Source organism: Kitasatospora sp. NPDC059571 (genome assembly GCF_042735675.1).
In the GTDB taxonomy this organism is placed as follows: Bacteria; Actinomycetota; Actinomycetes; order Streptomycetales; family Streptomycetaceae; genus Kitasatospora.
The window spans coordinates 1-7744 of record NZ_JBHWBW010000380.1 but is presented as its reverse complement, the minus strand read 5'-3'; the positions used below and the strand labels follow the sequence as shown (position 1 = coordinate 7744).

Sequence of the window (7744 nt, the reverse complement as noted above, 5' to 3'; positions counted from 1 at the left end):
GTGGTGGAGGGGTCGATCGGCGGAGTGGTCGGGCACGGCCGGAGCGCGGTGCCGCCGGGGCTACTGCGGCCGGCAGTCGGAGCAGTCGCCGTCCTGCGGGCCGGCCTGCGGCGGGACTCCGCCGGTGTCGGTCGCGGCCCCGTCCCGGACGACGAGCCGGCAGCGGCGCCGGCGCAGCGTGCCGGTGAACTCGAGGTGTGGGCCGAGGTGGCCGACGATGCGGTCGGCGGCGGACTTCGAGATGCCGAAGAGCGCGGCCACCTCGCGCATGGTCAGATCGGTGCGCCGGTAGGTCATCACCAGCAGGACCCGGTCCTCCAGGCCGAGGGCCCAGCGCCGGCCGGCCCGCGGTCCGTCGGCCCCGGCGAGGGGGCGGAGCGACTCCAGCAGTTCGGTGAACTCCTCGGCGGTCAGACCGGTGAGCAGTTCCACCCAGGTCGTCTCCGCCGCGCTGATCAGCTGTGCCATTGCCCGCCCTGCCACGTCCGGTCCGGTGTCGTGCTGCCGCCGGGTTCCGTCCGGCTCCGGGGCGGCGGCTCGGACCGGTGCGGATGCGGACGCCGAAGCTCCGGTCGCCCCCTGCCCGGTCGTCCCGGATCCAGCCCCCGCCTCACGTCCACCCCTGCCGTCCCCCATCGCTGCCCAGCCCCGACACCCGCACGCCTGCCCACCGGGCCGGCGCTCACTCCTCCGGCAGGAGGAGCGGCGCGATCTCGTCGAAGACGTCCCCGGGGCCGGGATTGGCCGGGTCCGTGGCGCCGCCCAGATGGTGCACTACGCCCCACACCGCGTTGAGCGCGGTGGTGACCGCGCCCTCGGCGAATCCCGCCGTCCAGGAGACGTCGTCCCCGGCCAGGAAGAACCCGCGCTGATCGGCGGGGAAGCCGTCCTGCACGAACTGGGTGAACAGCCTCCGCTGATAGCGGTACTGCCCGGGAAGGTTCGCCTTGAAGGCGCCCATGAACAGCGGCTCGGTCTCCCAGGTCACCGTAACGGGCGGTCCGATGATATGCCTACGGAGATTCACCGTGGGATAGATTTCCGCCATCCTCGCGAGCAGCACCTCCAGCCGCTCCTCGTCGCTGAGGGTGGCGAACTTCAGCGAGTCGTCGTTCCAGGTGTACGACAGGCAGATGACTCCCGGCCGATCAGGCCCGCCCTGGTCGAACAGGTAGACCCCGCGCGGTGCACGGTCGGTGAGCGTCATGCTCATCGTGTCCGCTCCGGTGGCGGGGTCGCGATCCAGCCAGAACGGCCGGTCCGTCAGCACGAACAGCTTCGAGGCGCCCATGTAGTGGGTCCGCTCCACCGCCGTCCAGTGCTGCCGGGAGAGCAGCGCCGGGTCGCACGAGACCCGGTTCAGCAGCGTCCACACGTGCGGGGTGAAGACCACCGCCGCGTAGCGCTCCGACACCCCGTCGGCGTCCGTCACCTCCACGCCGTCGCCGGCCCGGCGCAGCGCCCGCACCCCGGGGCGCGGCCGCCCGCCGTGCAGGGCGGCCAGCGAGGTGTCGGCCGGCCAGTGCCCGCCCGGGCCGACCGGGCGCGTCCAGAGCCCGTCCACGAACCCGCCGGTCCCGCCGTCCAGCCGCACCTGGTCCTGGTCGGCGCCGGTGAACACCACCCGCAGCACCTCCAGGATCGAGTTGGGGAAGTCGGTGTCCCAGCCGCCCGTGCCGAACCCCACCTGCCCGAAGATCTCCCGGTGCCGGAACGAGCGGAAGTACGGCGAGGACGCCAGGAAGCCGTAGAAGGACTGGTCGTCCAGGGTGCGCACCATCCGGTTCCACACCGCCTTCAGCAGCGGGGCGTCGCGCCGCCGGACGGAGGCCTCCACCACCGCCAGCTCGGCCTGCTCCAGCAGCGTCTTCTCCCAGGCGTCCGACACCTCCCGGTACACCGGCGGCAGGTCCTCCGCCGTCCGCGCGACCCGGCGCTCGCCGTTCAGGTGCACCAGGGTGCTCGGGGTGTGCGGGGAGAGCGGGTTGGGGAACGGGCTGGTCCGCAGGCCGAGCGCGTCCACGTAGTGGAAGAGCGCCCGCGCCGAGCGCGGGAAGCGCATCGCGCCCATCTCCGCGGAGACCGCCGGATCCGCCGGGAAGGGCACCGCCCGCATCCGGCCGCCCAGCTCCCCGGCCTCGTACACCACCGGGCGCAGGCCCAGCCGCAGCAGCTCGTGGCCGGCCACCAGGCCCGCCACACCGCCGCCCACCACCGCGACAGGCGTGCCGCGCCGCTCGGCCGGCACCCGGCCGAGCCCGGCCGGATGGGCCAGCCAGTCGTCGTAGGCGAAGGGGAAGTCGGGGCCGAACATCGTCAGCGGGGCGGTCAGTTCACGCGAGTGCGCGCCGGTACCGGGAGACATGGGACACCTTTCGGGGCCCAGCCCACAGGGTCAGCCCAGCCGGGCGGGCAGACCCTCGTAGAGCTCGGGACGCCGGTCGTGGAGATAGGGAGTGTCGGCGCGCGCCTTCGCCACCACGGCCGGGTCGACGTCCGCCAGCAGCAGACCCTCGACGGGCTCCTCCAGCGTCACCCGTGTGCCGTCCGGGGCGGCCACCGTGGTCAGCCCGCAGAAGTCCAGGCCGCCGCGCTCGCCGATCCAGTTGCTGTACGCCACGTACAGCTGGCTCTCGAAGGCCCGGGCGGGCACCAGGGTCCTGGCGACGACGTCCCAGGGCCGCATCAGCGCCGTCGGCACGAGCAGCAGCTGGGTGCCGGCCATCGCGTGCGCCCGCACCGGCTCGGGGAACTCCACGTCGTAGCAGACCAGCAGCCCCACGGTCAGCCCGCCGAGGCGGGCCTGCACCAGGCCGCGGTCGCCCGGGACGAAGCGGGAGGCGTCCACGTCGCCGAACAGGTGCGCCTTGCGGTAGGCCGCGAGCGTGCCGCCGTCCGGGCCGACCAGCCGGGCCGCGTTGTAGACCCCGGTGCCGTCGTCCTCCGGCCAGCCGTGCACCACGGCGATGCCGAACTCACGGGCGACCGCGGAGACGGCCGCACAGTGCGGGCCGTCCACCGGCTCGGAGGCCTCGGCGAGGTTGCCGGGCCGCAGCGGGTAGCCGCCGAGGGTCATCTCCGGCGCGACCAGCAGCTCGGCGCCCGCCTCCGCGGCCCGGCGGGCCGCCTCGCGCAGCCGCGCCACCAGGTGCGGGACGTCGGGGGAGCCGCACGCGGCCTGCCAGCAAGCAATCCTCATCCCGTGCGTCCTCAGGTAGCGGGTGCCGTCGTCCCCGGGCGTCGTTCGCCGCCACCGACGCTAGGCGGGCGCCGCCGAGGCGACAACCCCTGGTCAGGGACGGGTCCGCCGCGGCCCGCCGCTAGGGGCGGCAGGGGTGCCGACAGGGGTGGCGGCGGCCCCGGCCGGCGCGGTTGTGTTCCACCGGGACCTCCCGCCCGGCACCGCCGGCCGACCCGGTCCCGTCCCGAACCGCCGACAGAACGGGCTGACATGACGACCGGTGAGCCGGGGAGCAGCGCACTCGTCTTCCCCGCCATGGGCCCCTCGCGCTTCGCCGACTTCGGCCGCTTCATGGTGGTCAACGCCGCCGCGCGCAGGTACTTCGCGGCCGCCGACGAGGTGCTCGGCCACAGCGTCTTCGACGCGCTGCGCGACAGCGACGACGACTACTCCGAGACCGCCCAGGTGGCCTCCTTCGTCGCCTCGCTGGCCCTGGTCGAGTGGGGCCTGGCCACCGGCCGGCAGACGCCCGCCGACTACTGCGCCGGCGTCAGTTTCGGCAAGTCGGCCGCCGCCGCGCACGCCGGTGTGCTTCCCTTCGAGGAGGCCGTGAGCCTGGTCGCCGAGACCGCCCGCTGCGAGGCCGCGTACTTCACCGAGCACCACCGCGACATCGTCACCCACTCCTTCGTCAAGATCGGCCCGGAGCTGCTCGACGAGCTGCTCGCCGAACTCACCGACGCCGGCGAGTGGCACGAGGTCTCCTCCCGGCTCGACCACGACCTCTGCATGGTCTCGCTCTCCGAACGGGCCCTGGACGGCTTCAAGCGGCGGATCGGCGACAGCGGCGGCTACTCCCTCTACACGATGCGCCCGCCCGCGCACGCGAGCATCTTCGGCCCGCTGCGCGACCGCGTCGAGCAGGACGTCCTCGCCCGCTACCGGCTGCGCGACCCGCGCGTGCCGATCGTCTCCGACCAGGACGGCTCGCTGGTGGAGAGCGCCGAGCAGGCCGCGGCCTGGCTGCTCGGCGGATTCGTCCGCCCGATGAACTGGCCCGGCGTGGTGGCCACCCTGGCCGGCCTCGGCGTCGACCGGATCGCCATCGTCGGACGCGACCGGCTGCTGCGCCGCCTGCGCTGCACCGTCGACAACTTCACCACCAGCACGCTCGCCCCCGAATCGGCACTCAGGCCGGCCGCCTGACCGGCCGCCGGCGCACACCCGCGGCCGAGCGCCCCGAGGAAGGCACCACCCCTTGACGAACCACCCCGGCGCGGCGGACGGCACGCTCTTCGCGACCAGCGACCTGCACATCGGCTACCAGGAGAACCGCGCGATCGTCGAGGGCCTGCGCCCGGACGGCCCGCGCGACTGGCTGATCGTCGCCGGCGACATCGGCGAGATCGCGGCCGACGTCGAGTGGGCGCTCGGCGTCCTCGCCGAGCGCTTCGCCACCGTCGTCTGGGCGCCCGGCAACCACGAACTGTGGACGCACCCCTCCGACCCGGTGGCGCTGCGCGGCGTCGCCCGCTACGAGCACCTGGTGCGGATCTGCCGCGGCCTCGGCGTGCACACCCCGGAGGACCCCTACCCGGTGTGGCAGGGCGAGGGCGGCCCGGTGCGGATCGCGCCGCTGTTCGTCGGCTACGACTACACCTTCCTGCCGCCGGGCACCCGGACCAAGGCGCAGGCGCTGGCCCGCGCCCACGAGAGCGGCGTGGTCTGCTCCGACGAGTACCTGCTGCACCCCGACCCCTACCCGAGCCGCGAGGCCTGGTGCCGGGCCCGGGTGGCGGCCACCGAGCGCCGGCTGGCGGCGGAGGACCCGTCGGTGCCGACCGTGCTGGTCAACCACTACCCGCTGGTGCGCACCCCGACCGACGTCCTGTACTACCCGGAGTTCGCCCAGTGGTGCGGCACCACCGCCACCGCCGACTGGCACACCCGGTTCCGCACGGCGGCCGTCGTCTACGGGCACCTGCACATCCCGCGCAGCACCCGGTACGACGGCGTCCGCTTCGAGGAGGTCTCGGTGGGCTACCCGCGCGAGTGGCGCCGGCGCGGGGCGGACGCGCCGTCCGGGCTGACCCGGATCCTGCCCGAGCGGGGTGCCCGGTGATCGAGCGGATCCTGCCCGACGGGGTGGCGGTGGCGGAGTCCACGGCGCAGCTGCCGGCCGCGGCCGCCGAGGCGCCCGAGCTCTTCCCCGAGGAACAGGCGCACATCGCGGCGTCGGTGCCGCTGCGGCAGGCCGAGTTCCGGGCCGTCCGGGCCTGCGCCCGGCGCGCACTGGCCGCCCTCGGCCGCCCGGCCGTCCCGCTGGTGCCCGGGCCGCGCGGCGAACCCCGCTGGCCGGACGGCCTGGTCGGCAGCATGACGCACTGCGCCGACTACCGCGCGGCCGCCCTGGCCCCGGCCGCCGGCCTGCTCAGCCTCGGGATCGACGCCGAGTCCGACCTGCCGCTGCCCGAGGGCGTCCTGGAGGCGATCGGCCGCCCGGAGGAGCTTCCGCAGCTCGCCGCCCTGCGCCGTGCGCAGCCCGGGCTCCACGCGGACCGGCTGCTGTTCAGCGCCAAGGAGAGCGTCTACAAGGCGTGGTTCCCGCTGACCGGACTGATGCTCGACTTCACCGAGGCGACGCTGGCGCTCTCCCCGGACGGCACGTTCACGGCCCGCCTGCTCGTGCCGGGCCCGGTGGTGGCCGGCCGCCGGCTGCCCGGCTTCCGGGGCCGCTGGCTGGCCGCGTCCGGGCTGGTCCTGACGGCGATCGCCGTGCCGCGTACCTGAACGTCCAGCACGGCGTCGGCAAACGGGAGTTGACCGGTCGGGGCGCTCCGGCAGGGGTGGGGGCGGATAGGGGTACTGCGGCCGTCGACCCGTCGGTAACGTCGCGGACGTGGCGGAGCTCCGGCGATCCCGGCCGGGCCCCGACCGCCGATCGTGCGGCGTGCCCGGCGCCGCGGGCGCCCGACCCAAGGCCGCGTCAGCCGACTGCCGCGGACCTCCCCCTCGGCCCCGGATCCGACGCCCGCGTGCCGCAGTGGCGGGCGCGCCCCCTCGGTGGCCGCCGAGTACGAGAAGGAAGAGTGAGCCGATGGCGGCAAAGATCTTTGCGGAGGACTCGGCGGCGACACTCGCCGAGTTCGAGCAGGACACCCTGAGGGTCGCGCAGGTGCTGCGCGAGCGCGGCGTCGGACTCGGCAGCAGGGTGCTGCTGAAGGCCGGGAACTCCGTGAGCTACGTCTCCGTGCTCTTCGCCCTGATGCACCTCGGCGCCTCGATCGTCCTGGTGGACCAGCAGGAGAAGTACGAGGCCACCGGCTCGATCATCCGCCGCGCGGGCACCAAGCTGGTGCTGGTGGACGACGACGCGCCCGTCCCGCCGGAGGCCGAGCCGGTCCACCTCTACGAGCTGATCTCCGCCGCGCCCGAGGTCAGGGTGACCGAGCGGCGCCTGGACTTCGGTGCCTGGTGCGACCTCGACGACGCGCTGATCATGTGGTCCTCCGGCTCGACCGGCGCACCCAAGGGCATCGTCAAGAACGGCGGCCGGTTCCTGAAGAACCTGGAGCGCAACGCCCATCACATGGGCCACACCGCGGACGACGTGCTGCTGCCGCTGCTGCCGTTCTCCCACCAGTACGGCCTGTCCATGGTGCTGATCGCGTGGATCGTGCAGGGCTCGCTGGTCATCGCCCCCTACAAGCGCCTCGACCGGGCACTGCGGATGGCCGGCCCCTCCGGGGCGACCGTGCTGGACGCCGCCCCGGCGACCTACCGCAGCATCCTGGGCATCCTGCGCCAGAAGCCCGCACTGGAGCGCTCGCTCGGCGCCGTCCGGATGTTCTGCAGCGGCGCCGCGCCGCTCGACCAGGCCCTCACCGACCTGTACGTCGAGCGTTTCGGACTGCCGCTGCTCGACAGCTACGGCAGCACCGAGGCCGGCAACGTCGCGTTCGCCACCGCCGACAACGCGGTCTCCTGCGGGAAGGTCATGGACGGCCTGCGGATCCGGGTCGTCGACGACGAGGACCGCGAGGTGCCGGCCGGAGTGGTCGGCGAACTGCTCGTGGAGACACCGGACGTGATGATCGGCTACCTGACGGACGAGGGCGGCATCGACCCGGTCGACCAGGACGTCTTCCGCACCGGCGACCTCGGCTACCTGGACGCCGACGGCAACCTCTTCGTCCTCGGCCGCAAGTTCGCCGTGCACCGCAACGGCTACACGCTCTACCCGGAGATCGTCGAGCGCAAGGCCGCCGCCGGTGGCTGCGCCACCCGCATCGTCGCGCTGCCGGACGAGCGGCGCGGCAGCAGCCTGGTCTTCTTCGTCGAGGACGAGCAGCTGCGCGACGCCGCCCACTGGCGGGCGGTGCTGGGCGAGCTGCTGCCCGTGTACGAGCAGCCGAACCGGGTCGTCGTCGTGGAGGGCTTCCCGCTCAACCGCAACGGCAAGCCGGACAAGCGCCGGATGACCGAGCTCGCGCTCGCCGACGCGGCCCCCGCGACGGCCGCCGACCTGCCGGCCTGAGCCGGGGCGGGGGCGCGCGCCCCGCA

The 7744-nt window shown here is 74.3% G+C and carries 6 protein-coding genes and 1 pseudogene; 4 read left to right on the top strand and 3 right to left on the bottom strand.

What is annotated here, in order from left to right:
* Positions 1 to 191: 191 nt before the first annotated feature.
* The 3 genes and pseudogenes from ACFV0G_RS30240 to ACFV0G_RS30230 all read right to left on the bottom strand — a co-directional run.
* A pseudogene (locus tag ACFV0G_RS30240) lies at positions 192 to 360 on the bottom strand (transposase family protein); the annotation flags it as partial.
* Positions 361 to 682: 322 nt separating this feature from the next.
* Positions 683 to 2365 (bottom strand): flavin monoamine oxidase family protein, encoded by a 1683-nt coding sequence (locus tag ACFV0G_RS30235; RefSeq protein WP_380554934.1) that lies wholly within the window; start codon positions 2363 to 2365, stop codon positions 683 to 685.
* A gap of 30 nt (positions 2366 to 2395) precedes the next feature.
* Entirely contained in the window at positions 2396 to 3199 is an 804-nt protein-coding gene (locus ACFV0G_RS30230; protein WP_380554932.1) for a carbon-nitrogen hydrolase family protein, read from the bottom strand.
* Positions 3200 to 3451: 252 nt separating this feature from the next.
* Here ACFV0G_RS30230 and ACFV0G_RS30225 point away from each other — a divergent pair, with 252 nt between their 5' ends.
* The 4 genes from ACFV0G_RS30225 (at position 3452) to ACFV0G_RS30210 (ending at position 7718) form a co-directional block, all read left to right on the top strand.
* Positions 3452 to 4387: an ACP S-malonyltransferase gene (locus tag ACFV0G_RS30225; protein ID WP_380554930.1), complete on the top strand. Its 936-nt coding sequence runs from the start codon at positions 3452 to 3454 to the stop codon at positions 4385 to 4387.
* A gap of 52 nt (positions 4388 to 4439) precedes the next feature.
* Positions 4440 to 5303, top strand: a complete 864-nt coding sequence (locus ACFV0G_RS30220) for a metallophosphoesterase family protein (RefSeq protein ID WP_380554928.1) — start codon at positions 4440 to 4442, stop codon at positions 5301 to 5303.
* On the top strand, positions 5300 to 5971 hold the full coding sequence (locus ACFV0G_RS30215; protein ID WP_380554926.1) for a 4'-phosphopantetheinyl transferase: 672 nt from the start codon (positions 5300 to 5302) through the stop codon (positions 5969 to 5971). Before ACFV0G_RS30220 ends, ACFV0G_RS30215 begins: the two co-directional genes overlap by 4 nt.
* A gap of 307 nt (positions 5972 to 6278) precedes the next feature.
* The gene (locus ACFV0G_RS30210) at positions 6279 to 7718 is read left to right on the top strand and encodes a class I adenylate-forming enzyme family protein (protein WP_380554924.1); all 1440 of its coding nucleotides are present in this window, start codon (positions 6279 to 6281) and stop codon (positions 7716 to 7718) included.
* The last annotated feature ends 26 nt before the right edge of the window (positions 7719 to 7744 follow it).

Excerpts from the sequence above, each read along its gene's own strand:
- ACFV0G_RS30225 (WP_380554930.1), top strand. The coding sequence starts at position 3,452 with ATGACGACCGGTGAGCCGGGGAGCAGCGCACTCGTCTTCCCCGCCATG.
- ACFV0G_RS30210 (WP_380554924.1), top strand. The coding sequence starts at position 6,279 with ATGGCGGCAAAGATCTTTGCGGAGGACTCGGCGGCGACACTCGCCGAG.
- ACFV0G_RS30230 (WP_380554932.1), bottom strand. The coding sequence starts at position 3,199 with ATGAGGATTGCTTGCTGGCAGGCCGCGTGCGGCTCCCCCGACGTCCCG.
- ACFV0G_RS30235 (WP_380554934.1), bottom strand. The coding sequence starts at position 2,365 with ATGTCTCCCGGTACCGGCGCGCACTCGCGTGAACTGACCGCCCCGCTG.